22 protein-coding genes and 1 pseudogene are annotated in these 23,344 nt (G+C 59.1%); 14 read left to right on the forward strand and 9 right to left on the reverse strand.

The genetic code is table 11. The annotated features are described in order from the left end of the window. From GYA95_RS04760 to GYA95_RS04810, 11 genes are all read left to right on the forward strand, one after another. The gene (locus tag GYA95_RS04760; protein WP_161551271.1) at positions 1-1,113 is read left to right on the forward strand and encodes a phage baseplate assembly protein; all 1,113 of its coding nucleotides are present in this window, start codon (positions 1-3) and stop codon (positions 1,111-1,113) included. Beyond that, entirely contained in the window at positions 1,110-1,601 is a 492-nt protein-coding gene (locus GYA95_RS04765; RefSeq protein WP_371867602.1) for a phage baseplate assembly protein V, read from the forward strand. The genes GYA95_RS04760 and GYA95_RS04765 overlap by 4 nt, the downstream gene beginning before the upstream one ends. 1 nt (position 1,602) lies before the next feature. Next, positions 1,603-2,004: a phage GP46 family protein gene (locus GYA95_RS04770; protein ID WP_161551272.1), complete on the forward strand. Its 402-nt coding sequence runs from the start codon at positions 1,603-1,605 to the stop codon at positions 2,002-2,004. Further along, positions 1,994-3,034: a baseplate J/gp47 family protein gene (locus GYA95_RS04775; protein WP_161551273.1), complete on the forward strand. Its 1,041-nt coding sequence runs from the start codon at positions 1,994-1,996 to the stop codon at positions 3,032-3,034. Before GYA95_RS04770 ends, GYA95_RS04775 begins: the two co-directional genes overlap by 11 nt. Beyond that, entirely contained in the window at positions 3,025-3,621 is a 597-nt protein-coding gene (locus tag GYA95_RS04780; RefSeq protein WP_161551274.1) for a YmfQ family protein, read from the forward strand. The genes GYA95_RS04775 and GYA95_RS04780 overlap by 10 nt, the downstream gene beginning before the upstream one ends. A gap of 5 nt (positions 3,622-3,626) precedes the next feature. Then, complete coding sequence (locus GYA95_RS27770; RefSeq protein WP_202982204.1) at positions 3,627-5,519, forward strand: hypothetical protein; 1,893 nt, start codon at positions 3,627-3,629, stop codon at positions 5,517-5,519. Next, positions 5,516-5,896, forward strand: coding sequence for a tail fiber assembly protein (locus GYA95_RS04790; protein WP_238841718.1), 381 nt, complete (start codon positions 5,516-5,518; stop codon positions 5,894-5,896). Before GYA95_RS27770 ends, GYA95_RS04790 begins: the two co-directional genes overlap by 4 nt. A gap of 47 nt (positions 5,897-5,943) precedes the next feature. Then, the gene (locus GYA95_RS04795; RefSeq protein ID WP_161551275.1) at positions 5,944-6,573 is read left to right on the forward strand and encodes a DUF7338 family protein; all 630 of its coding nucleotides are present in this window, start codon (positions 5,944-5,946) and stop codon (positions 6,571-6,573) included. After that, positions 6,573-7,124: a glycoside hydrolase family 19 protein gene (locus GYA95_RS04800; protein WP_161551276.1), complete on the forward strand. Its 552-nt coding sequence runs from the start codon at positions 6,573-6,575 to the stop codon at positions 7,122-7,124. The genes GYA95_RS04795 and GYA95_RS04800 overlap by 1 nt, the downstream gene beginning before the upstream one ends. Beyond that, positions 7,121-7,681, forward strand: a complete 561-nt coding sequence (locus GYA95_RS04805; RefSeq protein WP_161551277.1) for a lysis system i-spanin subunit Rz — start codon at positions 7,121-7,123, stop codon at positions 7,679-7,681. Before GYA95_RS04800 ends, GYA95_RS04805 begins: the two co-directional genes overlap by 4 nt. A 153-nt stretch (positions 7,682-7,834) precedes the next feature. Further along, positions 7,835-8,629, forward strand: coding sequence for a DNA adenine methylase (locus tag GYA95_RS04810; RefSeq protein WP_161551278.1), 795 nt, complete (start codon positions 7,835-7,837; stop codon positions 8,627-8,629). A gap of 87 nt (positions 8,630-8,716) precedes the next feature. On the opposite strand, the gene GYA95_RS04815 is transcribed toward GYA95_RS04810, so the two are convergent. The 4 genes from GYA95_RS04815 to GYA95_RS04830 all read right to left on the reverse strand — a co-directional run bounded on the left by GYA95_RS04815 (position 8,717) and on the right by GYA95_RS04830 (position 12,049). Continuing rightward, positions 8,717-9,721 carry a hypothetical protein gene (locus GYA95_RS04815; RefSeq protein WP_161551279.1) on the reverse strand — a complete coding sequence of 335 codons (1,005 nt, stop codon included), beginning with the start codon at positions 9,719-9,721 and terminating at the stop codon, positions 8,717-8,719. An 82-nt stretch (positions 9,722-9,803) separates the two neighbouring features. Next, positions 9,804-10,010 carry a hypothetical protein gene (locus GYA95_RS04820; RefSeq protein WP_161551280.1) on the reverse strand — a complete coding sequence of 69 codons (207 nt, stop codon included), beginning with the start codon at positions 10,008-10,010 and terminating at the stop codon, positions 9,804-9,806. A 377-nt stretch (positions 10,011-10,387) separates the two neighbouring features. Beyond that, positions 10,388-10,726 carry a hypothetical protein gene (locus tag GYA95_RS04825; protein ID WP_161551281.1) on the reverse strand — a complete coding sequence of 113 codons (339 nt, stop codon included), beginning with the start codon at positions 10,724-10,726 and terminating at the stop codon, positions 10,388-10,390. A gap of 453 nt (positions 10,727-11,179) precedes the next feature. Continuing rightward, positions 11,180-12,049, reverse strand: a complete 870-nt coding sequence (locus GYA95_RS04830) for an AraC family transcriptional regulator (protein ID WP_015269611.1) — start codon at positions 12,047-12,049, stop codon at positions 11,180-11,182. Positions 12,050-12,454: 405 nt separating this feature from the next. Between GYA95_RS04830 and GYA95_RS04835 the strand changes: the two genes are divergently transcribed. After that, positions 12,455-13,492: a sterol desaturase family protein gene (locus GYA95_RS04835; protein ID WP_015269612.1), complete on the forward strand. Its 1,038-nt coding sequence runs from the start codon at positions 12,455-12,457 to the stop codon at positions 13,490-13,492. Here the strand turns inward: GYA95_RS04835 and puuE are convergent. Further along, positions 13,489-14,418: an allantoinase PuuE gene (puuE, locus tag GYA95_RS04840; protein ID WP_015269613.1), complete on the reverse strand. Its 930-nt coding sequence runs from the start codon at positions 14,416-14,418 to the stop codon at positions 13,489-13,491. The two genes, GYA95_RS04835 and puuE, sit on opposite strands and share 4 nt — an antisense overlap. After that, a complete protein-coding gene (locus tag GYA95_RS04845; protein WP_015269614.1) occupies positions 14,418-15,290 on the reverse strand; it encodes a GNAT family N-acetyltransferase in 873 nt (290 codons plus the stop codon). The genes puuE and GYA95_RS04845 overlap by 1 nt, the downstream gene beginning before the upstream one ends. 294 nt (positions 15,291-15,584) lie before the next feature. On the opposite strand from GYA95_RS04845, the gene GYA95_RS04850 reads away from it, so the two are divergent. Together GYA95_RS04850 and GYA95_RS04855 are read left to right on the forward strand one after the other, a co-directional pair. After that, entirely contained in the window at positions 15,585-16,445 is an 861-nt protein-coding gene (locus tag GYA95_RS04850) for an OST-HTH/LOTUS domain-containing protein (protein WP_052329208.1), read from the forward strand. A 370-nt stretch (positions 16,446-16,815) separates the two neighbouring features. Then, entirely contained in the window at positions 16,816-20,964 is a 4,149-nt protein-coding gene (locus tag GYA95_RS04855; protein ID WP_102059576.1) for a P-loop NTPase, read from the forward strand. Between the two features lie 340 nt (positions 20,965-21,304). Here the strand turns inward: GYA95_RS04855 and GYA95_RS04860 are convergent, their stop codons facing one another. The 3 genes and pseudogenes from GYA95_RS04860 to GYA95_RS04870 all read right to left on the reverse strand — a co-directional run. Beyond that, positions 21,305-22,573, reverse strand: a complete 1,269-nt coding sequence (locus GYA95_RS04860; protein WP_015269616.1) for a DUF4303 domain-containing protein — start codon at positions 22,571-22,573, stop codon at positions 21,305-21,307. Between the two features lie 24 nt (positions 22,574-22,597). Next, entirely contained in the window at positions 22,598-22,951 is a 354-nt protein-coding gene (locus GYA95_RS04865; protein WP_015269617.1) for a hypothetical protein, read from the reverse strand. 2 nt (positions 22,952-22,953) lie between these two features. Then, a pseudogene (locus GYA95_RS04870) lies at positions 22,954-23,283 on the reverse strand (nucleotidyltransferase family protein); the annotation flags it as partial. Between the last annotated feature and the right edge of the window lie 61 nt (positions 23,284-23,344).

Consider the following 23,344-nt stretch of genomic DNA (forward strand, 5'->3'; position numbering starts at 1 on the left):
ATGGATGACATAAATGCTGTCACGCTGAGCGTGAACGGCCTGGATTATCGCGGCTGGAAGAAAGTCAGCATCAGCGCGGGGATCGAGCGGCAGAGCCGTGATTTCCGCCTGGGGGTGACGTGGCGCTGGCCCGGCCAGGTGATTGAAATCCCGGTGCGGCAGGGTGACTTCTGCGAAGTCCGCATCGGCGACGACCTGGTGCTGACGGGGTGGGTGTTCGCCACCCCGATCAGCTACGACAGCCGTAGCGTGGAAAGATCGGTTTCTGGCCGCTCGCTCACTGCCGACCTGGTGGACAGCTCGGCGGTCAACAAACCCGGCCAGTGGCGCGGGCAGAGCGTGCAGAAGATTGTCCAGGCACTGGCTGAACCCTACGGGGTCAAGGTACTGAGCGAGGTGACCGAAACCACCAAGCTGGCCGACCACCAGATCGAGCCGGGCGAAACGGTGTTCGAGTCGATCGACCGGCTGCTGACGCTTTCCCGTCTGCTGTCGACCGACGACGCCCGGGGCCGGGTGGTGATTATCCAGCCCGGTAGCGCCGGCCGTGCGGTCGATCGTCTGGAACTGGGGCAGAACATCCTGACCGGCCGCGCCGAGCTGGATTTTTCCGGGGTGTTCTCCGAATACCGCGTCACCGGGCAGCGCTCGGGCTCAGACAGCGCCTACGGCGAGCAGGCCAGCGAGGTCAAGGCCGACTTGGCCGACCCTCGGGCAACGCGGCACCGTGTGCTGCTGATCCATGAAAGCGGCCAGATGACCCCGGAGCTGGCCCAGGCCAGGGCCAACTGGGAGCGCGGCAGTCGCATGGGTAAGGCGCTGACCCTGAACTATCAGGTGCAGGGCTGGCGGCAATCCAACGGCGCGCTGTGGCTGCCGAACATGGTGGTGCGGGTGGTCGACCCGCTGGTGGGCATCGACCGCGACATGCTGATCAGTGAAATCGAGTACGTCATGGATGACGCCGGCACGGTGGCCAACATCGTGGTAGGCCCGCCGGATGGCTTCGACCCTGAACCGAAAGACCCGCACAAGTCGCGCAAGCTCAAGAAGGGCGGCAAGGCCGACAACTTCGAATACCTGATTCCTGCTGACTGGAAGCCTGGCCCATGAAACCCATGAGAAATTTCCTCGCCCGGGGCGTTGTCGCCCTGGTCGATGCCGGCCGCATGCTGCAGGGCCTGCAGATGCGCCTGACCGCCGATGAAGTGAAAGACGGCATGGAGCACTTCGAGCCCTACGGGTTCACGTCCAATCCGCACCCCGGCGCCGAGGGTCTGGCGGCCTTCATCAATGGCGACCGCTCGCATGGGGTGGTGATCTGCGCGTCAGACCGCCGCTTTCGCCTGCAGGGCCTGGAGAGTGGCGAAGTGGCCCTGCACACCGACGAAGGCGATGTGCTGCATTTCAAGCGTGGCCGGGTAATCGAGGTCAAGACGGCGACGTTCAAGGTCAGCGCCGAAACGGCGGTGGTGTTTGAGACGCCCGTTATTCGCACTACCGGCCGCATCGAGTCTGACGGCGATCAGATCGCCGCCGGCGTCAGCACCTCGCTGCACGTTCACGAAGGCTCGGACAAGAAGCCGGTTAAGGGGGGCTGACATGGCGCTATTCAGCGATGACGGCTCGGAACAGGCCTGGCGGCGGGCGGTGGAGATCAGCCTGCTGACCTGGCGGCGCGCCGAGGACGGCGACCAGCTGGACGATGACGAGCGCTATGGCTGGTGGGGTGACACTTTCCCCACGGTAGAGCGTGACTGGATCGGTTCGCACCTATGGAAGCTGCGCCGGCGCACGCTGACCGATGACACGGTACGCGACGCCGAGTCCTTCGCCCGCGAAGCGCTGGCCTGGATGAACGATGACGACCGGGTGGCCGCCGTTACCGTAACGGCTTCACGCGGGGTTACCCGGCTTGACCTGCGGGTGGTGCTGTCGATGCGCGACGGCTCGGTGATCGACATTCAACTAGACAAGCTGTGGCAGGTGATCAATGCCGTTTGAAACCCCTACGTTGTCCGCGCTGATCGCCCGGGCACAATCCGACCTGTCTGGCGGTAGCGCCTTGGTGCGCTCCGACGCCGAGGTGCTGGCCCGCGTGCTGGGCGCTGCAAGTTACGGCCGCTACGGCCATCAGCAGTACATCGCCGACCAGATCCTACCGGACACCGCCGACGAAGAAACCCTGTTGCGCATGGCCCGGGCGCGGCTCAAGCGCGGCCGTCTGGAGGCTGTCGCCGCTACCGGCCCGGCAGCCTTCACCGGCGCCGTGTCGGCGCTGCTGGACGCCGGCACGCTGCTGCAGCGCGATGATCAGGTGCTGTTCCGGGTGCGCACCACGGTCAAGCTGACTGCTACGTCGGGCGTCGCCGAGATTGAGGCGTTGGACGCCGGCGAGCTTGGCAACACCCCGGCCGGTACTCAGCTGCGCCTGGTGTCGCCGGTGCTGGGGGTTAATGAGGTGTTCACTGTAGGCGCCGCTGGCCTGGCCGGCGGCACTGAGCAGGAGAGCATCGAGACGCTGCGCGCCCGGGTGATCCGCTCTTACCGGGTCATTGCCCACGGCGGCAGCAAGAGCGATTACGAAACCTGGGCGCTGGAGGTGGCCGGGGTGACCCGGGCCTGGGTGGTGCGTCGCTGGATTGGCCCGGGCACGGTGGCGGTGTTCTTCGTGCGGGATGGCGATATCGACATCATCCCCAACGCCGAGGCGCTGGCCACCGTGTCGGCCTACATCGAGCAGGAACGCCCGGTGACGGCCGAGGTGTACGTGCTGCCCCCGGTGGAAAAGCCGGTGCAGTACCGGCTATCGGTCACCCCGGACAGCAGCGCCGTGCGCCGCGCTGTGGAGGCCGCCCTGGTCGACCTGCACAACCGCGAATCGGAGCTGGGCGGCGGCCTGCTGGCCACGCACATCGCCGAGGCCGTCAGCGGCGCCGTTGGCGAGCGCGACCACAAAGTGCTTGCCCCGATCGGCGACGTGACAGCGGCCACCAATGAGCTGCTGACCTATGGGGGTGTGCTGTGGTCGTGAGGACGGTGGACGACTACCTGGCCCAGTTGCGCGCCCTGCTGCCCCCGGGGCCGGCCTGGGATCGTGAATTCAACCCGGGCATTGATCAGCTGCTGCAGGCGGCGGCCGAGGAACTGGCCCGCGAGGATCTGCGCGCCGTGGCCCTGCTCGCCGAAAGCGAGCCGGCCACCGTGCGCGAGCTGGTGCCCGACTGGGAACGGGTCATGAGCCTGCCCGACCCGTGCATGGGCGACTCGCCGTCGTTCCAGGACCGACAGCTGGCCGTGCGCCGGCGGCTGCTGGAGGTTGGCGGGCAGACGCCGGCGTACTTCGTCGACCTGGCCTTCACCCTTGGTTACCGCCAGGCGCGGGTGGTCGAGCACCGGGCGCCGCGCTTTGGCCGTTCGCGCTTCGGCTCGGCCCGCTTTGGCACCTGGGGGGCGCAGTTCATGTGGACCCTGGAAACCGGTCCCCGGCAAGCCGCCGGTAGCCGCTTTGGGTTCAGTCACTGGGGCCAGGCCTTCGGCGGCGCCTCGAATGGTGCCCTTGAATGCCTGATCAGCCGATCGGCGCCGGCACACACACATGAAACCATCAACTACGGATAAGCACCATGGATTACCCGAAAAGCACGCCCAACGTGGGCTTGGTCGGCGGCAAGTTCGTCGACGAAAACACCGGTACCGGGCAGCCCGGGTCGCTGATCCCGGCGGCCTGGGGCAACTCGGTCACCGACGAACTGCTGGCCGTGATCGTGGCGGCTGGCCTGACGCCCAGCGAAAGCGACCTGACCCAGCTGCAGAAGGCCATCCAGACCCTGGCAGCCAGCGACGTGAAACGCACCGTGCGGGTCGCCACCACCGGCGCCATTGCGCTGTCAGGCGTGCAGACCATCGACGGCGTGGCCCTGGCGGCCGGCAACCGGGTGTTGGTGAAGGATCAGGCGGCCGGCTCGCAAAACGGTATCTATACCGTCGCCGCCGGCGCCTGGGTACGCGCCCTGGACACCAACGAAAGCGCCGAATGCGTGCCCGGACACCTGGTGATTGTCGAGAGTGGTACCGCCCACGGCGGCGCCATCTGGCAGCTGGCGAACACCACGTTGCCCATCCTCGGTACCACCGCCCTGGTGTATGCCCGTGTGTTTGGCAAAACTGGTGTGGCCGCCGGTACCTATCGTTCGGTGACCATCGACGTACAGGGTCGGGTGACGGCAGGCAGCAACCCGACCACGCTGGCGGGCTATGGCATCACTGACGTTTACACGCAGGCGCAGGTGGACAACCTGTTGGCGGGTAAGGCTGGCAACGCCACCACGCTGGCGGGCTACGGCATCACCGATGCGTACACGCAAAGCCAGGTCAACACGTTGTTGGCTGCCAAGGCGCCACTGGCCAGCCCGGCTTTTACTGGCATTCCCACGGTGCCCACGGCGGCTGCAGGCACCAACAACCTGCAGGCGGCGAGCACGGCGTTTGTGCAGGCGGCCATCGCTGCACTGGTCGGATCGTCGCCGGCGGCCCTGGACACGCTCAAAGAGCTGGCGGATGCGATCGGCAACGATCCGAACTTTGCTACCACCGTACTTAATGCCTTGGCTGACAAGGCCAGCAAAGCCACAACGTTGGCCGGTTATGGGATTACCGATGGTTTCCGCGCCGACTGGTCCGCGAGTGACTACAACGCCTTGAACGCATCAGGCTTGTACCGGCTGGGCAGTGGTTCGACGGCGAACCGGCCGGCGGGCTGGTCCGGTTCTCAAGCGTTGCATCTGGATTACGGCAGTTATGCCGGCACTCTGGCGCTTAGCCTGAGTGATGATGAGATTGCCTTTCGCCGAAAGTCGCCAGAGGGTTATAGCGCCTGGAAGTCCCTGGCATTCAGATCGTCCACCTTGGGTGGCTACGGTATTGCCGATGCCTACACCAAGACCGAGACGATTAACGCCATCAACTCTGGCATGGCTGATTATGGGATTGGCGTTCAGAAGATTTCGACCGAAGTTAACCTGAACAATTACTACATTCCGGGCAAGTACATCACCCCGCAAGCCGGGTTGTTGAACCTGCCCGACGGTTGGGTGCAAGGGCGCCATACCGTCGACGTGACCGGGGGGGTGGCTTACTGCGTGCAGACCATTGCCGGCGCCGGCGTCAACAAGGGGCGCTTGGCGATCCGCGTGTATGACGGCACCAGTTGGGTCACGCAAGAACTTTCCCCTCTGGGCGTTGGCCAGACATGGCAAGACTTCACCGGGAGCCGGACTTGGGCGACCACGTACACCAATACGACTGGTCGGCCCATCCAGATTTCGATCAACACCAGCGACCCGTCGATCGGAAACCTTGGGTCACATCTGTATGTGAGTGGGGTTAAGGTCGCCAACTTCTATTTGTCGTCGGGGAGCAAAGCGACGGTAACCGCGATCGTTCCCCCGGGGGCCACGTATCAGCTGACCCGCGACGACACTAACGACACCATTCTTTTGTGGGTTGAACTGCGATGAAATATTACCGCCATCAAGTAACAGGTGATGTCTATGCGTTCGAGTCCGATGGCTCGCAAGACAGCTTCATCGGCGATGAACTGGTGCTGATGACCGATGAGCAAGTGGCGGTGCATGTAAATCCGCCGCCGTCCCGGCAGCAGATCGAGGCCCTGGAGCGCGAGTGGCGTGATGCAGCGGTGAATGCCGTGCTCTGGCTGCGCGAGCGGCACCGAGACGAACAGGACATGCAGCGCAGCACCACGCTAACGCCAGCGCAATTCGTTGAGCTGCTGACGTACCTGCAGTCGCTGCGCGACTGGCCCCAGTCCGCAGCCTTCCCCGCGATCGAGCACCGGCCAGTCGCGCCGCCCTGGATCGCTGAACAAACCCAATGAAGCCCCGCATTGTTGGGGCTTTTTTCTGCCTGTAATTCGAGGTCTACATGCTCAAACACCTGATCCAGGCGGCCGCTCAGTGGCTGCTGCTGTTCCCTGTGCGCGTTGCGCTGATCCTGATCGGCCTGGTGGTCGTGCCGCTGGCCATGCCGTTACTCGTAACGGAAGGCCCGCCGGTGCCCTTCACCCAGGCCCCGGGCAACTGGCAGTTCAAGCGACTGCCGGGGTGGGCCTGGCTGTGGTCGAACGACCGCGACGGGGCGGTCGGCGATAAGCGCGGCTGGTGGCACCTCAACGCGCCGTTCGGCCTTGGCGCCTATCACCCGCTGTCGATGTTCGTGTGGTTGGCCCTGCGCAACCCGGCCAACAACATGCGTTTCACGCGCTGGCTGGGCTGTCCGGTCACGGAGTGCGATTACCGCTACTGGGGCGACGAGAACGTCGAGGATCGGCCTGGGGAGGGTGGTCGACGCCTTTTATTGGCCACCCACAAAAAGACAGGACGCCGCTACTACGGCTTTTACGGCGTGTGGCAATGGTCGACAACCCGCGCCGTAGTGATCCAGATCGGCTTCAAGGGTGAGCCAAAGGACTGGGCAGAGGACTACACCGGCGATCTTTCCCGCCAATGGGCTGGCATGACTTTCGAAATCAATCTGTACAAGGACATCTCGTAATGGCTATCACCGAAAAACAGCTTCAGCAGATCCTCCCCAACGCCGGCCGCCAAGCCGGCGTTTTTGTTCCTGCACTCAACGCTGCCATGGGCAGGTACAGCATCATCACCCGGCTGCGCATGGCTGCCTTCATCGCGCAGACCGGGCACGAGTCAGGCCAACTGCGTTTTGTGCGTGAGTTGGGCGGCGACCAATACCTGTCGAAATACGATACCGGTCGCCTTGCCCTGCGCCTGGGCAACACGCCCGAGGCCGATGGTGATGGCCAAAAGTACCGGGGCCGTGGGCTGATTCAGGTGACTGGTCGCGACAACTATGAGGCCTGCAGTGAGGCCCTGTTCGGTGATGCACGCCTGCTCGTCACCCCGGAGCTGCTCGAGCACCCGGTGTACGCCTCGATGTCGGCTGGCTGGTACTGGCACCGCGAGGGCCTGAATAGTCTGGCGGACAAGGGAGATTTCCTGGCCATCACTAAGCGGATCAACGGCGGTACCAACGGCCTGGATGATCGCATGGCCATCTACAAGCGAGCCCTTGAGGTGCTGCAGTGAGCGCCTGGGGCGGCCGCCTAATCGCCCTGGCGGCCCTGGTGGTCGTGTGTGCCGTCTGCGCACGGGTAGCCTGGGTGTGGCAGGCCAACTCCTATGGGAAGCAGCTCGCGGTACAGGCTGCCGACTACGGCCAGCAGTTGGCGAAGAAGGATCGCGAGTACAGCCGCGAGCGTGACGAGGCTGCTGCTGCGGCGCTCAATCAACTGGCAGAGCAGCAGGATGCGCGTCGCGCCCTGGAGGCTCGCCTGCAGGACCAAACCAAAACGCACTGGAAGGAAATGAACGATGCTCAACAAGCTCAGGCTCGTCTGCGTGACCGGCTTGCTAGTGCTGATCTGCGGCTGTCAGTCCTTGTCGACGCCGGAACCCTTGCCGGCCAGGGTTGTGACGGTGGGGTGCGACAGGCCGCCGACACCGGAGGCGTGGTACATGGAACCGTACGCGCCCAACTTGACCGAGCGCATGCTCAACGAATTGTCGCCATCACCGACGACGGAGACCGAGGACTGATCGCGTTGAAGGCCTGTCAGGCCTACGTCCGCGAAGTCACCCAGTAGTAAAGAGGCGAGCCGGGACGGATGCGTCAACATCCAGCCCGGCCCGCCGAACCCGCAGACCCTTCCTGCAAGTCCAGCCGCGGCCCCTGCCTTGTGCACAAAGCGCGGCGAGCCTAACACCTGTTTATCCATACAGTAAAGACTTGCATGCCTATGACCTCTCCAATCATCCCCTGGATGGGTGGCAAACGCCGCCTGGCCGACCGCTTAATCCCTCTCTTTCCCCCTCATGAATGCTACGTCGAAGTCTTCGCCGGCGGTGCCGCGTTGTACTTCATGCGCCCCCAGCCCGCCCCGGTGGAGGTGCTAAACGATCTGAACGGTGACCTAGTCACCCTCTACCGCGTTGTGCAGAACCACCTCGAGGAGTTCGTGCGCCAGTTCAAATGGGCGCTCAGCTCCCGCCAGATCTTCGAGTGGCAGAAGATGACACGCCCCGAAACCCTTACCGACATCCAGCGTGCTGCCCGGTTCTTCTACCTGCAGCAGCATGCTTTCGGCGGCAAGGTCACCGGGCAGACATTCGGTACTGCCACAACCGGGCCGGCCATCAACCTGCTGCGGATCGAAGAGAATCTGTCGGCCGCGTGGCAGCGCCTCGCCGGCACCTACGTTGAAAATCTGTCCTGGCTCGACTGCGCCGAGCGCTATGACCGGGCGCATACGTTCTTCTACATGGACCCGCCCTATTGGCAGACCGCTGGCTACGGGCTCGACTTCCCGTTCGAGGAGTACGAGCGCATGGCCGACTTCATGCGGCGCTGTAAGGGCAGGGTGATGGTCAGCATCAACGACCATCCGGACATCCGACGAGCGTTCGACGGCTTCCACTTCGAGTGCCTGGATATCCGCTACAGCAACACCAACCAGCGGCAAGGCAAGGCCGATGTGACCGGTGAACTGGTGATCATGAACTGGCACCCAGCTTCGCTGGGTGGATTGTTCTAACCCTTTTATGCGACGGAGCCGTAAGCAGAGTGTCAAGCACGTTTGGTGTTGCTCCGTCCATTTTTACTTGACTTGTTGGCTGCTTTTTTATTCGTCAAGTGTGTACAAGTCTGTGGTGGCTATTTGAATTAGATCGGATTCGGTAACTCTAATGGCTAGTTTGTTGATTCTAAAAAGTTCTTCAACTTTGGTTTTTAGCGATTTGTTTGAGAGCTTTTCTTTTAAGCCTAATTCGGAGGCGTAATTCTCTAAGTGCAGGCTCCGGGTTTTGGATATTTTGCTGGGGGGCGGTGGTGCCAGGACGACTCTATGAATAAAGTTGTTAAGATCTTTGATTTTTAGTTGCTGGCTGTGTTGGTCGTTTACAGTGCTTTGGTTATATTTGTAGGAAAATCTGATGTCGTTGCTCTCCGGCCAAAGCATGAAGCGTACCTCGTTCTCGTAACTAAAGTGTAGCGCCTTAGAGAAGTATGGGCGCATTATCAGATCGCTTTCATGGAAGTGCGAGGTTCGATGATCGAGATATTCGATTTTTTTAACTGTGAGGTTGTATCCCTTTGCGAGCTCCAGGTTGTCCACAATAGCACCAACGGTGGTTTCGATGCATACTGAATTTCCTAGTGTTTTTGCGCATTCTTGGCAACCATTTTCATGTCGGCAGTTGCTCCCGGAGCTTCCATATAGCTGCCACATTGCCTGGCATTCATGTCTTAAGTCTGTCCAGCAGCTTGCATAAAGCCATGAGCTAATGTTTTTTAAGAACGCATCGCCATCAAGTTTTTTTTGAACTCCAAGAATGGAAGGGAAGGTGTCTTCGAAGATGGCGGTTTCAGTTTTTTCTAAAGCCTTTGTTTCTTCTTCTGTGCGAGGAGAGACGCCTGGCCATCTCTGCATGGCTAGGTCGAGCACGGAGGTGGAATTGCTGATGTTGTGGTAGTTTCGTCTGTTTATCCCACCTTCTAGGTGATCCTCGAATTTATCGAATCGTGAAAAATAGAGTGATTGATTTTTTATGAGTAGTTCGAAGTTCTGAAAGGATAAGTATCGTTTGATTACTGTGTCTCTAGGGATTTCGATCTTCACTTGTCCCATTCGAATGCTCCGGAACTTTGACAGTAGAAATATCTGATTTGTTGGTTAGGAAGGTAGAGTAGCGGACGTTGGCATGCCGAGCTCAAGCCCGTAAGCGTTCGATCCCGATCAAGATTGCTTCCGCATGAGTATCCATTGTCATTAAGGCAGCCGTGACGTTGTCGTGGATGTAGATAGAGCCACGTTGACTAACCCAGAGGGACAGCTCTTCTAGTGCTGCTCTGATGGCAGTTTGGTTGAGTAGCAGCAGCTCCAGGGTGTCTGCGGTGATTGCGGCTTTCTCGTCCATGATGGACTCCTAGTACTGTAGATTTTTTCAGGGCAAATTTAGGGCAGATTCTAGGGCGCTTTAGGCCCGAATGGGCCATTTGCTTAGGTGAGAATAACCGTTTTTACTGGCCTATATTGGCCTACCGAGCATGTCGGGCGGGTTCAAATCCCTATCCTTTACCGAGGTAGACGCGATGACGGATTAGCCACCCAGCCCGGTAGTAGGTCTCTGCTCGAGGCAGAAATGGGACAAACCGAGCGCCATTCTATGTCCCTCTATGCCCTTTGGGGGCCTAGCGAGCAGATACAAAAAAGCGCCCAAGCCCTTTGTGTACCGGGCTTGGACGCTGCTTCTGGTTAATACCCAAGCCCAATTGGTGTGGGCTTGGAGCGATTTTATTCTGCTTGGATACGCTCCCACTCTCGGTCGTACTGTTCGGACTCGTTGATGCAATCTTCGCAAAGAACGCTGCCGTAATAACCTTCTTGTTCCAGCGCTGCCGCCAGTTTCTTGCCCTCAAGAAGCACATTGCAGTCGTTGTGGTGACCGCCTGGATTTGTAACCCCTGCACACTCTTGGGTCAGGTGTGGTCGAAGCACGGCCTGTTGACGTGCGGTGAGGTTATCGAATCCTTGGTCCACGGCTAGCTGGGCAATCCCTTTCACCATGGCATCGAATTCGTCAAGGCTGCCGTTGCTGAGGCGCTGCCGCAGAACATCTACTTCGTCACTCATTGCTACCTCCTAGGTTCATGGTCCATATGAGGCATTACGATATCATTCGCTGACGGGTATAGGGGGAGAGTTAGAGCGGTAGTCGCTGCTGATGGTACAAAAATGGTACAGCCTGCAAAGCTGATCTCTGGAGGTCGCGTAGAAAGCGGCGTTCAGGAAACACCAGCCCAATCCATCATCGGTGCAACGCTGAAGCGACGGGAAGGCTCAGGGCGCGTGGTTGCTGGGTTAGAGCCTGGGTTTTTGGTCATATCGTTCAACGTGTCTTGTACCAAATTCAGCAGTTTCGAAGGTGTTTGTAGCAATCCGGTTGCGCGCCCTGGCAAAAGTCGACGGCAAGTGCTCGGTGATAGCCAGGGCAGGCAGCTAGTTTACCAAGAGAGCCGGGCATCCGTCTGGACTCGATCTATGCGCGGCCCAGCAGCCTTCTCCCCAGATTAGCCACCAGCCAACTTACTTGAGCGGCACGTAGATATCCGTTTGCCATTGCTCCAGCGGCGTTTCCGGATACACGCTCAAGTAGTGAAAGAACAACGGATGATCCCGCAGTTCCTCGTCGCTCGAAGGCAGCCAGTCCCGATAAAGCGGATAGATGGTTTCGCCAATGTAGTCAGGCGAGCCGGTATGCCGGATCACAGCGCAGCGGCCCGCCGGGATGATGCGTTCGTGTACGCCGAAATCGTTGGGCTGCACGGCTTCGCATATCTCGCCACACACGGCGAAGCGAAAGGCGTGCGCCGGGGTGGTGTCGGGGTTGTCGTAGGGGATGCCGAAGGTTCGGCTGCTGGCCACCGATGACTGGCGGCTCTGAATGCGCCATTGGCGAAAACGCGCAACGCTTTCACTGACCAGGCCGGGCGCCCCTTGGTGTTCGAGCGCGGCCACATGGGTTTCGGCGAAATCCACGATGCGGATCTGCATGGTGATACTCCTTGAAAGATGAGGAACAACGAAAACCGCACTCCAGGCCTGCCAGTTCGGGGCCTTGGCGAATACGCTCGGTGCCACGCCAAAAGCACGCTTGAAGGCCCTGGAAAAGGCTTCGGGGCTTTCGAAGCCGGCGCCGAAAGCTGCTTCCAGCACGGAGATGGCAGGCGAGGCAACCAGTTGGTGCGCCGCGCGTCGAAGCCTCATCAGTTGCACATACCGTGAAACCGAAACGCCCATGTATGCCGTGAACTGCCGATGGAAATGAAATGCCGAGAAGTGCGCGACGCGGCTCAGGGCATTTACCGACAGGTCACCTTCGAGGTGGCTGTCGATGTAGGCAAGCACGGCTTCGAACCGTTTCGCGTAAGTCGCTTTGTGCTGTGAATCAGTCAACGAACGGAATCTCCGGGAGGTGCGGTGAGCGCTAGCATCCGTTGTTCAGTCATGCAGGCGCCTAGCCGGGATTGCTGTATCGGGGATTGTCTTGACCGTGCCGTGGATGGCACCGGTGCTTTCGGTGTTCGCAGGGGAGGGCAGCAGGGTGAGTGCGGTCGCTGGCGCTTCCGTGCAAGGGGAAGCGCCAGCGTAACCGGGCCGGCATGATCGGTCGACTGGGCGAAGCGGGTCGTTCACGCTGATCAATGAACTCCGAGCATCGCCAGCGCACTTCGCCGCCACTTTCACTGCGGCAGTGCCTGCAGGCGGGAGCTGGTGAGGCAGCACCAGGCCATGCATAAAACCACTGGAGTAAATTAATCTGATTTACAATTGCGTCCCTTTTGCCGAGGCTGACGTTTCGTGGATGCCCTGTCGCTTGTCTTTGAGCACCTGACCGAGTGGGTAATTACGCCCGTTACCGACCAGTTTCTCGGCATTTTCAATATGAACGGCCGTTTCGGGGCCTTGTTCCTTTGCATCTCCTATGGCGCAGCCTACGGTCTGTTCCGTTTCAGGAAGCGGCGCGGCCTGAGCGACGCCCAGTCGTTCTGGCTATTCATCGGCGGCGCCCGGGTACATCTGCATCCCTCGGCGCTGCTGGACTACCGCTACTACTTCGTGCGGGCCATCCTCAAGGTTGCACTGGTGCTGCCCGTCGTCCAACTGGTCGACCCCTACATCCTGCGCTCCGGCGATTACCTGGCCTTTTTCAGCAACCTCTGGGGCGCGCGCCCGCGCCTGGGCGAAAACCTCGCACTGTCTTTGCTCTACGGGTTGGGGGTGTTCCTGCTCAAGGACTTCATCCATTACTGGGCGCACCGGGCCTTTCACTCCCGCTGGCTCTGGGCCTTTCACAAGGTCCACCATTCGGCGCCCGTGCTGGTACCGGCGACGGCGAGCCGGGTGCATTTCGTGGAAAAGATCGTCGAGAAACTGAGCACCGGCATTGGCATCGGCTTCTACGCCGGATGCTTCTGGTACCTTTGCGGCGGTGAAGTCAGCCGCTACACCCTGTTCGGCGTGACCTACCTGGTGTTCATCTTCAACAGCCTGGCGGCCAACCTGCGGCATAGCCATGTCTGGCTGTCGTTCGGCCCGCAGCTGGAACATGTGTTGAACAGCCCGGCCCAGCACCAGATCCATCACAGTGATGCCCCGCGCCATTTCAACCGGAACTTCGGCACCAACCTGTCCCTCTGGGACTGGATGTTCGGCACGCTCTATGTCACTACACCAACGCCCGAAAACATCCGCTTCGGCACCGGTGAGCAGGACCACCAGCGTTACCTGACGGTCTATAGCCTGATCGTCACGCCCTTTGTCGAAACCGGCCGTAAGGTCCTGATGAAATGCCAGCGCATGGCTGTGCTCGGCGCGTCTGGCAGGGCCGGCCGTTAGCTGATCCCGCGTTTGTTGCGAACCAGCGACCGCTCAGGCGGGTACTGGGCTATCCAGTGCCTGGCAATCTCTTCTCGCCGGCAGATCCACACCTCGTTGTGGCCCTGCACGTAATCGAGAAAGCGCGCCAGCGCCATCGCACGACCAGGATGGCCACTGATCCGCCCATGCAGGCCCACGCTCATCATCTTCGGGTGGTGCGCGCCCTCCTGCCACAACAGGTCGAAAGCATCCTTCAGCAGCCGGAAGAAGTCTTCACCGCAGGCGAAGCCATTGGGCAGCAGATAGCGGGCGTCGTTGTTGACCAGTGTGTACGGAATCACCAGGTGGGCGGGCGAGCCTGGGAGCCAGTAGGGCAGATCATCGTTGTAGGCATCCGAGCTATAGAGAAACCCACCTTCCTCACGCAACAGGCGGCGGGTGTTCTGGCTGACCCTGCCTGTATACCAACCTACGGGGCGTTTACCGCAGATCTGCTCGATCACGTCGATGGTGAGGCGGATATGGCGCCGCTCCTGGTCTTCAGGCATGTCGCGATAGTCCAGCCAACGGTAGCCATGCCCGGCAATCTCATGTCCGGCAGCGCAGAGCGCATGGCCAACCGCCGGGGTCAGTTCCAGTGCTCGGCCAACGGCAAAGGCGGTCAGCGGCAGGCCCCTGGCGCCGAACAGCTCCAGAATGCGCCACACACCTGCGCGCGATCCGTATTCGTACATGCCCTCGACGCTCAGGTCCGGCTCCCCCACACGCGGCGGGCGGCCCGGTAGCTCATGAAGCCAGGCCTCTGACTGTGCGTCGCCATTGAGCATGCATGACTCCGCGCCCTCTTCGATGTTGAGTACGAACTGGACCGCGACGCGCGCCCCACCGGGCCATCGCGGGTGGGGTGGGTTGCCGCCATAACCGATCAGGTTGCGAGCCGACATCAGCCCAGCTCGAAGGTCGTGACGGCGAACACACGTTCGTGTGCGATCGCCGGAGGAGGGCCCAGATACATGCGTGCGCAGCCGAAAACCTCGATCATGCCCTGTTGGCGCACAAGCGCCATGGCGGCGGGGTTATTCTCGGGGGCATCCAGAAACAGCGGGCAACCTTGCGCAAATTCTGCCAGGCGCGCGTATAGGGCATTGGCTGCCAGGTCGTCATCGGCGAACAAGGGGCCGATCTTGTAGCCTTCCCGGCAGCGCCTTGCCACGCCATAGCCGCTAAGCCTGCCCTCGCGGCGGCAACCCACGGCGAGTGCATCGGCCTGGGCTATCCACCCGCTCAGAAAGGCTGCGCGCGCGGCAGGGAAGCAGGTGCGGTCGTAATCGACTACCTCATCGAACGGGAAGGTAGCCAACGGGACGATGTCCTGGTTGGCTACCTGCGAGCTCGCCGGGCATCCGGTGGCCTTGGCACGAAAACGCATGTTGCGATGGGAGAAGACGAACCCACCCTTGGCGTAGTAGTCCTGCATTGCGAACACGCCATCCATGCCAATGCTCGCGCCTGGGCGCAGGCGGGCGAGGAGTCGCTCGCGGCGTGCGTGCCAGAGGGTATTGCCCAGGCCTTGACCGCGATACTCAGGCCGGACGATGAAAAAACCCATGAAACCGAATTCGCCGTTGTAGGAAGTGATTGCACCGCCACCAATCAATTCGCCGCCCCGGGACGCTGCAATGAAGGCGGCAGGGTCCGTGGCCCAGAACAGCTCGGCATCGTGAACGCCGGGATTCCAACCCTCACGGGCAGCCCAATCGACGAGCTCGTCCAGTTCGGGACGGGTCATGTTGCGTATGACCAGCTGATTCGACACCGCGAAGTTCCCCCAGTCGCTAACAGGGCGGATGGTTCATCGCTACTCTGAACCCTTTGGGTATAGCTTCAACACGAGTATTGATCCAGGCCGTTACGACGCCTGCAGAACAGGCTCGTCGCCATTGAATGGTCCTGAGTGCCAGGGGTAGCTGTCGACCGATGCGGGTAAAAATCCTCAACCTATACTGACGCTTGAAAAGCGCCCGATATACGCATTGCAGGCCCTCCTTGCAGGGCAAGCGCATTGCCGTGAATTGCTCCAGCCCTGCCACTTTTAGGTGAGTCGTTGATCATGGATGAAGTCACTACCATGCCCGCGGATGATGTACCTGAACTTCAACCTGTGGTGCAGCGCAAGCTCGGACGCTGTCTGTTGCGTTTGCAACAATACGAACAGCTGCTGAAAGTCATAGTCGCGCATGCTGAGTTGAGCGGCCCTGTGGATCGGCTGCATGCCATCCGTGAGCAGAAGATCGCACGTACCAAGAAAAAAACCATGGGCATGTTGGTCAGGATGCTGACCGAAAGCTTTCTGATCCAGTCCCCAAAAAATGAGGAGTCACAGACGGACGCCGATGCTTGTGACCAGATCGGGTTCAGCTATCGAAACCAGTTGGAAATGCCAGTCGAGCATTATGAGGCAACGAAGGTGGTTACCAAGGCGTTGGTCGACCTGCGTAACAAGCTGGTTCACCACTTCATTGAGCATTTCGATCTCTGGTCAGAGTCAGGCTGCCAGGCTGCGGATGGTTATCTGGAGGAAAGCTACCAGACCATCAATCGGCATTGTTTGAACCTGCAATGTTGGGCCAGAACCATGGTTGAGGCACAAGTTAAAATGGCTTCGTTTATACAGAGCCAGGTATTTGAAGATGCGCTCGACGGCATACGGGAGGACGGCTCGGTCGATTGGCCTGGCAGTGGGATCTGCTCCTGTTTACGTGAGGCAGAAGCCAAGCTTGCCGAAGGTGGCTGGACTCGACTGGAAGCAGCGATCCGCTGGATTAGTGATACCTATCCGGAGCAGTCGCCCAAGCGCTACGGTTGCAATCGCTGGAGGCATGTCCTGCACGAATCACGACAGTTCGAAATACGAAAATCCCAAGCTGATAATGAACGGACTTCCGTTTGGTATCGCAGCAAGGTCAGTTGAAAGGGCAGCTGGACCGTCACTCTATTTGTCGGCGCTTAGGGAGACTGCTTCTGTTCGTTAGTTACCCTCCGCCAAGAGCCGCTCTGGGGCGAAAGCGGTCATCCACGACCGGCAGCTATCGACCCGAAGCGGTCGGTCGCGGAGGGCGGCTATCGGCCAGAAGCGGCGACCCACGTTGGCGAAGCTGAATTCAAATGACCGGAATGCGATTCAGCTTGTCGGGCAACTAATTCATACCGCTCGGACGAAACAGTTTTTGACAATTTTTTGCAGGTCTTCTGGCTCATAGCTATTAGCGGAGCAAAAAAGATTCGAGGACGCAAATTCCGAAGGTCTGGGCTTCTCTTAAGAGTTTTGCGATCATCTGCTCATGGACGAACTGACATCAATTCTCTCTGCTTACGAGCAGGTGCAATCACGCAGAGCCCTCGGTGGTATTTATGCCTTAACTGGCTTTGACTACCAGCTACGCTGCTATCTGGCCGAGTTTGCAGAGTCTCTTGCTGGCGAAGGACAGGGGCTTGATGAGGCAGGCGGGCTATTTCTGGAAGCACTTTCAGATCTGGCTAAGCAAACCGAGGGGGGGCGCTTAGTCTGCATCCAAGTCAAGCGAACCTTAACGAAGGAGACTCTCAAGGATGCTGCAGCCGAGGTCGAGGCCATCGATTGCTTTCTTAGAAAACACCACCCAAGCTTGCGTGATCTGGTGAAATTCGAGCTCGTCGCGTCAAAAGGTGATGTCGCGTTGCAATGGAGAGAAATTCCGGAAAAACATGCAGCCCGTTCGATTATAGATACGCTTCTTCAAGAAGATCGGCTTTTGCCGCCACGCATCGAGCCCGACCCGTGGTGGAGAGCAATTGCCGCTGTATGGAAGCATTTGAAAGATCCCTACGGCTTCCTGCGCTTTGCGCTGGATCGTGCCTTGACTCGTGCGCCAACTGCTGCAGATGCACAGCGTATTCGTGACGATATTTGTGAGCGCTTCGCACAAGCTCGGCAGATGCACGAGCGTTCTGGGCAACTTCTGACTTCGGCAGATTTTCAATGTGTCGTTCATCCCAGCCCCTCGCTGGAAATCGGGCGTGAAATCACCCTAGCGCGACTGCGTGATCAGCAATACATGGCGCGCGCCCACCGCCTGGACGCTCTTTATGCCACGTTGCTCAAATGCAAGGATCTCAGTCAGCGCGACCTTAAGAGCGAGGCTCGCGTTTTTTGGTTGAGTGGTCGTTCCGGTGTCGGTAAGAGCGTGTTGCTACTCCAGACGGTTGAGCGACTTGTCGGGGAAGGCTGGCGGGTTTTATGGCTCAAAGGACAGGCCGAATTACTAGAGCCTGCCCTGCGTGCGATTATTGGTACGCCTAGCGAGTGGTGGCCGGATTTCATTGCTATCGATGATCTATATGATCGCGACGCTCGTGAACGGCTTGATCTTGCACGTTTGGGCGAATTCATCGACGAGCGCGGTCACCAGGCATGGCCAATGATCCTGACTTGTGGCCCAGCTGAATTTGCTGAGTCTTTTAAAGAAGATTCTGCTTTCGGTGGTTTCGAAGTTCATCGCGAAACAGTGGAAACCATTGCCGCGAGCGAGGCTGCCGAGATCGAAGCTTGGTATTGCGTTCGCACCGGCCAAGTGCCGAACCGCGGCGCTGCTTTTTCTCAGGCTTCGAAAGATGATGAGGGTCTATTCGTCTCGCTGGCAGTGGAATTGGCGCACGGCGATCTACAAGCCTTCGCAAAACGCTTTGCAGAGCGGGTTCGCCTCAACGGTCTAGAAGAAGCGCTACGCCTGCCTCTGGCAATGAATCGGCTCTACCTGCGTGCACCTTACGACTGGCTGACCGAAGATGACCGCGAAAAGCTTGCCACCTTAAATGGCGAAGGCGATTTCAGTCTGTTAGACGCGGACAACGAGTCGCAAATCGTTCGCCTGACGCATCCACATCTGGCCGATGCCCTGTATCGCTCACTACGCAAGCCAGCTAATGCTGATGCCTTTACCAACGATTTGATAGCCATCTTCCGGCGTGCGCTTGCCGACCGTAATACAGGCTTGGTTTTGCAACTGTTGCGGGTATTTTCTGCACGCGGGGAAGCTCTGACGAGTGAACGGTTGAGTATTGTGGACCGCACTCGCTTGGGACGCGAGTGTGCCAAGTTATGGACAAACGAGCAGGCGCTGCTGGCACTTGATGCGGACGGATCGGCGGAAGCCGCCACTAGTTGGGCTTGTTGGGCTGCGGCGATTCCCTGCATTGCCTCAGTTTTTGGAACAAATCTCCTCGACAATGCGCTGGCTCGCATGGAGTCAGCAAATAAGGTCTGGTCAGGTTGTTGGAGCCGTCTGGCCGGGAGCTACCCAAAGCACGACGAGCTTTTCGCTTGGGCTGCAGAGCATTTGGCGGACCCACTGAAGATATCGCACCCTACATGGTCTTTAGATTGGGAGCACTGCCTAGAGCATGATTCCGGACGTAGCTCTGTATGGCATCACATGGGGCTGGTTTGGCTGCAAAAACACTTCCGCCGCACTGATTGGCATTTTGTCTGGAAGAAACTCCTACCTGATAGCTGCAGACCAGATTGGAAAGCCGATCCTGTATTGACTCTTGGCCTTCATCGTGTGCGTGAGGAAAATGACGGAGCCGATTGGGCTTATGTATTTGGCGACCTTTATGCCCTAGCGCAACATAGCAGGCCACAACTGGATGATCTGGCTTTTTTGGGAAGAGCTTGGCTGGTCGGGCGCGAAGACCGGGCCGAGTGGAGTTTTGTCTGGCGGGCTTTGCTGACGCAGGGTGAGTCACTGCCGCAAGACATGCCGCTCGGTGGGCTGTTGCGCCTTGGTAGGGAGTGGCTGGCCGGACGCGAAGACCGGGCCGATTGGACGTATGCTTGGCGGGCTTTGCTGGCGAAGGGTAAGTCGCTACCAGAAGACATGCCACTCGGTGGTCTGTTGCGCCTTGGTAGGGAATGGTTGGCTGGCCGGGAAGACCGGGCCGAGTGGGCGCATGTCTTTCAAGAGTTGCTGGCACAGGGTGAGTCACTGCCGCAAGACATGCCGCTCGATGAGCTGCTGCGCCTTGGTACGGAGTGGCTAGCCGGGCGCGAAGACCGAGCCGAGTGGGCGTATGTCTGGCGGGCTTTGCTGACGCAGGGTGAGTCACTGCCGCAAGACATGCCGCTCGGTGGGCTGTTGCGCCTTGGTAGGGAGTGGCTGGCCGGACGCGAAGACCGGGCCGATTGGGCGTATGCCTGGCGGGCTTTGCTGGCGAAGGGTAAGTCGCTACCAGAGGACATACCGCTCGGTGAGCTGTTGCGTCTTGGTAAGGAGTGGCTGACCGGGCGTAAAGACCGGGCAGAGTGGAATTATATCTGGCAGGATTTGCTAGCGCAGAGTAAGTCACTACCAGAAGACATACCGCTCGGTGAGCTGTTGCGCCTTGGTAGGGAGTGGTTGACTGGGCGCGAAGACCGGACAGAGTGGACGTATATCTGGCGAGAGTTGTTGGCACAGAGTAAGTCCGAGTCTGAAGACATGCCGCTCGGTGAGCTGTTGCGCCTTGGTAGGGAGTGGCTGACAGGGCGCGAAGACCGGACAGAGTGGGTATTTATCTGGGAAGAGTTGTTGGCACAGAGTAAGTCGCCGCCGCACGACATGCAGCTCGGTGAACTGTTGTGCCTTGGTGCTGGGTGGCTGGCCGGGCGCGAAAACACTAAGGAATGGGGCTTTGTTTGCGAGGCGATGCTAGATCAGCGATTCCAGTCCAGTGATTTCATCGCGCAGGTCGCCACATGGCTTGAAAGTACCAAGGCCAAACCTGAATGGCCACTACTGGCGGCAAAGTTCATAGCCATAGCGCCCCACCACGCAGCATCGGCGGATTTTTCCGTGAACTTGACCGAGCGCATAAACGCCTGTCCCAATAACGGGCACTGGTTTAAAACTGTCAATATTATGAGCAATCTTACTGCCGGCATCGTGCTTCCGCCCGCAGTGCGCGATTGGTTGCAAGCCTTATATTCACGTAAAGAGTCACCGGCGTGGGGCGAAGCGTTTCGTTGTCTGGATGACTGTTTGCCGATAAAAGGCAAAGTGATAGCTGTCAAGAAAAATTATTGTTCGGTCGAGCTAGAGGTCGGGCTAGTGGCGGTATTGCCAAACAGGCACGATGGTTTTCGTAGGGCTAAAGGCTTTGAGGGTTACTTTTATGTAAGCTCGCTGAATCTCGATAGAGATTTTGTTCAGGTTTGTTTGGAGTCGCCTGCCTCTTTGATAAGTAAAAAAGTAGAAGGTCTAACCGTTGGCGGCACCTACGAAGGATATGTAACAGGCGTGAAAGACTTTGGGGTATTTGTGCGGGTTAACGGGCATAGCGGCCTTCTTCATCGCAGCAAGCTGCCTCTTAATACGGTTGTTATGGCTCACTTTCCATTGGGTAATTTAATCCGTGTTCAGATATCCAATTTTAGATCCGATGGAAAGCTTGAGCTCTCTTTGCCCATTGATTGATGAGTTGCAGATCAGTTGTTCATAGCTCTCTTGAAATGGCCACGCTGATCAAATTTATCGCTCTTAAACGGCTGCTTCTTTCCCGAGAGGCAGCTTTGGGTCGAGAGCGGCCGTTCGTGAGTGACCGCTATCTACCCATTGCGGACGTTCAAATCCCCAAGCTCGGTTCATTCAACATGACGCATCCTTTAATCTTGAGAAGCCCTGCTTCGGGTCAGAACCAGACTCCAGCAACCGACCGACAGGGCACACGCTCATTACCTAGTTGAATCGGTAACCTGTAGGCCCATGCCCGGCGAATTGCTCATGAACACTCGTAATTTATCCATCTGCGGTGCACTCAGGAAAAACGATGAGCCAGGCCGGGTTTCATAGCTTCCAGGCCAAGTCCCGCAGCGTGCCGCACCTGCTCATCGGTATCCTGTGTTGCTAGGCGTAGCGCCTCGATGGCTCGAAGCGCGTCGTCGGGCAGCAGACCACGGTTATTCAATCCACTCACAGCATGACGACGAATGACTACGTGGGGTGAAATCAAACCGTGCAAGGCTTCGCTGACATCGGCGGCGGTGGTATTGATCTGGCCGTAGACTTCTTCAAGTGTCTCTTCAACAGCAGCCCGAAGCTCAGGACGCTGATCGAGTAGATGCTTAACGGGTGTGTAGTTAAGCACCGGTGGCTGCACGCCCCGCCGGCGGAAACCGTCGAAGTTAGCGCAAATACCCGCGACAACGACGTCGGGCGTTTGCTGCATAAGCCAGTCGAAATCCTCAAGGTAACCCAAGGCTTTTGCACTCCAGTTGCGGGTCGGTTGCTCACAGGCCTCAATCGCCTGTCGACGCAGGGCCTGGATGACGGGCTCATCAGCCATGCCGGCCAGTCCGAGAATACGCGCGGCAGTGGTAGGCTGTTTGTGCCCGTTTAGCTGCTCGATAAGCGCTGCCTGCGCGGGACGGCCGTTGGCAATTAGCCAGCGCTCTGCGTCTTCCCCCGAAATACCATCCGAACAATGTAAGCGGCTGACGTAGAACGCGACCTGCTCGGCTAGCGGCAAGGCAGCGACACCGCGCAGGGTGTTTTCAATGGCCAGTTCGACAGGGAAATTATCCTCGAATTGCTGGCGGGTCATGCTGCGCTTGGCCAAGGGCATATAGCCAGCAAAGTCATGAAAAATCACCACGAAGCCAGGCGTCACACCAGGATGCTGACTGAAATGGCGGCCCAGCGACCTGGCGGCACGGCTAACGGTGACCAGCAAGCGTTGCTCAGCCGCTTGCCATTGGCGCGGGCCAAGCCGATTGGCGTGGGCTTGCAGTTCATCATCGAGCTGCGTGAACGGCTCACCAGCGCAGATTTCCCAATCCCAGCGCCAGTCCGCCGGGTTCCACTTCACCGAACTGAAGCTTTCATCTTCCTCGTCGGGGTAGTCTTCGCAGAGTGCTTGCAAGCTGTTTGCGGCAAAGCTGGGCAGTGACAGAACCGCCTCTTCTTCTCGATAGCTCGCATGAAACGCTGCGGCGTACAAAGGGCTGCCCCCCTCATCGAGCAGCGTTTGCAATGTCTGTCTGGCGGCGTCGAACAGCGCCTGTTCCAGAGCCTTCCAATTCATCATTCAGTCCCTTGCTGACAAGTGAGTTCAGCCGAGCAGGTCGAGCATTCCCTCAAGGGTGCTTTCCAGACGGGCTAATTCAATGTGCGTTCCATCGCCACATTCAGCGATACGCAGCGCACAGTCAACGATCATCGTGAGCCCCAAAGGTACTCGATGGCCGGGGTATTTGCGCAGCGTTAGTTCGACCCGGGTCGGGCTTAGCCAGGTAATGAGATCTGCTGACCACAGAGGATCCTCGAAACCAAACACCACGTTTCCGTTTTGGGTATCTATGATTTGCGGCGGGAACAGCCAGTGCGAGTTGCCTGCTTCCCACGGGGTCGCCTGGACTTGGTAGCGACCGTCTGGGGACAAGGACAGTATTTCAATGTCGCTCATGCGCCGAACTTCGCCTCGTACCACAAGTGAACACGGGCCTGGTTGCGCACTTCCACGTTGACGCCCAGGTGCGCGCACGCCTGATGAACCCGGGCGATGACACGGTCCTCTGCCTCCCAGGACAAGTCGGCGTCGAAATAGGCGATGCCATAGTCCTTGATGCCCCTCTCCGAAGGTAGCCCGGCGCGGTGGTTCCAGAATGTCTGGAACAGGGCGCCTGCCGTCAACATGCAGTGCGGGATATCCAGCGCTGGCAGGGCGGCCAGCAATGCCCGGTTTATCGGGTTCTCGTGGATGATTGCCAGCACTTGTTCATTGGTCAGTGAATGCATGGGTACCGTCCTTGGTGGTTGCATTGCGCTGGGCTGAGCTTACCTGAATGACGCCTCGGTG

It is taken from the genome of Pseudomonas asiatica, from assembly GCF_009932335.1.
Classification (GTDB): domain Bacteria; phylum Pseudomonadota; class Gammaproteobacteria; order Pseudomonadales; family Pseudomonadaceae; genus Aquipseudomonas; species Aquipseudomonas asiatica.